We start from the raw sequence: 1,679 nt of genomic DNA, 5'->3' as shown, positions 1-1,679 counted from the left end.
GCCCGGGCGATCTGCACCCGCTGGCGCTCGCCCTGGCTCAGCGTGCCGTAGCTGCGCTCGCCGAGGTCACCCACCCCGAGTCGGTCGAGCAGCTTGGCCGCGCGCCGCACGTCGAGGCGGCCGTAGGCCTCGCGCCAGCGGCCCAGAACCGAGTAGCCGGCGCTCACGATCACGTCCAGGACGCGCTCGCCGTCCGGGATGCGATCCGCGAGCGACGCGCTGGCCAGCCCGATCCGCGGACGAAGCTCGAACATGTCCACCCCACCGAGTCGCTGACCCAATACGAAGGCCGCACCCTCGGTCGGGTGCATGACTGCTGCGGCGACCTGCAGCAGAGTCGTCTTGCCGGCACCGTTCGGGCCGAGAACCGCCCAACGTTCGTCCTCCTCGACAGTCCAGCTGACCTTGTCGAGCAGCGTCTTCGAGCCGCGCCGGACCGTCACGTCGACGAACTGCAGCACCGCGTCGGGGTTGACTTCGACCACGGGACCATCAAAGCGCACGTGGCGGGATGGGCGCCGTAGGCGAGCCTCAGTCGGCTGGACCGGCCGCCAGCGTGATCGCCGCGGTGTGCGTCCTGCCGGCCGTGTCCAGCCAGCTGACCTCGACGCTCTGGCCGGGCCGGTGCGCGGCGACGGCGGTGCGCAACGCCGCACTGGATCCGACGGTCGTGCCGCCCACGGAGGTGATCACGTCACCCGCGCCGATCCCGGCCTGGGCAGCGGGCCCGCCCGCCAGCGCGGACGCGACGAGCGCCCCCGGACTGGTGGTGCTGGCGGCGACGGAGATCCCGAGGAAGCCCGGGTAACCGAGGTGGATCGTGGCAGAAGCCTTGCCCGCCTCGATCTCGCCGGCGATCGCCTTCGCCCGGTTGATCGGGATCGCGAACCCGACGGCCGCGCCGCGCCCACTCGCAGAGGCAGCGGTGTCCATGCCTATCACGTGGTCTGCGGAGTCATAGAGCGGGCGACCCGAGTCGCCCGCCTCGATCGGTGCGTCCGTCTCGATCATCCCGGTCAACCTCTCGGAGTTCTGGCCGCTCTCGTCGCTGGCGGTCAGCGCCTGGTCGAGCGCCACGATCGTGCCGGTGGCCGCGCTCGGCGTCCCACCGGTGCCGCCCGCGTTGCCGACGCCGGTGACCGCGTCGCCGACCTGGAGCGTGGCGGAGTCACCGACGTCGGCCGTCTGCAGCCCGGATGCGTTCTGGAGTTGGAGCACAGCCACGTCCTGGGTCGGGTCCGTGCCGACGACTGTGGCGCGGTAGGTCTTGCCCGTCGTCACTACGTGCGCGGAGATGCTCGTCGCGCCGTCGACAACGTGGTTGTTGGTCAGGATCTCGCCGGAGGAGGTGAGGACCATCCCGGTGCCGGCGGCCGCCGCGCCCTGATACTTCAGGACGGTGGCGATATCGACGACGCCGATTTGTTGCGCCGTCGTGGCCGAACCGGCGGATCCGCCGCTCGCACCGCGATTGTGGGAGTTACCGCTCCCCTGCCTGTCCATGGCGGGTGCCGCCTGCGCGACCGCGCCGGATCCGGCGACAACCTGCCCACCACCGCTCGAGTACGCCACTGCGAGCACCGCTGCCGATGCCGCGAGCGAGGCGGCACCGGCGGCGAACACGGTCCGGCGACCTCGCGACCGAGTCCCGGTCGCCAGGTCGTGGCGGTATGGGTCGG

Annotated in this window: 2 protein-coding genes; both read right to left on the bottom strand. The window is 71.8% G+C overall.

The window, feature by feature from the left end:
* On the bottom strand, positions 1–485 hold a 485-nt coding region (locus VIM26_RS22240), incomplete at its 3' end, for an ABC transporter ATP-binding protein (RefSeq protein ID WP_331955359.1).
* Between the two features lie 46 nt (positions 486–531).
* Positions 532–1,679: S1C family serine protease (locus VIM26_RS22235; RefSeq protein ID WP_331955357.1), on the bottom strand; the 1,148-nt coding region annotated here is incomplete at its 5' end.

This window comes from Pengzhenrongella sp. (genome assembly GCF_036565025.1).
Classification (GTDB): domain Bacteria; phylum Actinomycetota; class Actinomycetes; order Actinomycetales; family Cellulomonadaceae; genus Pengzhenrongella.
The sequence above is the reverse complement of the archived record's forward strand: the minus strand, read 5'-3'. Positions and strand labels throughout refer to the sequence as shown.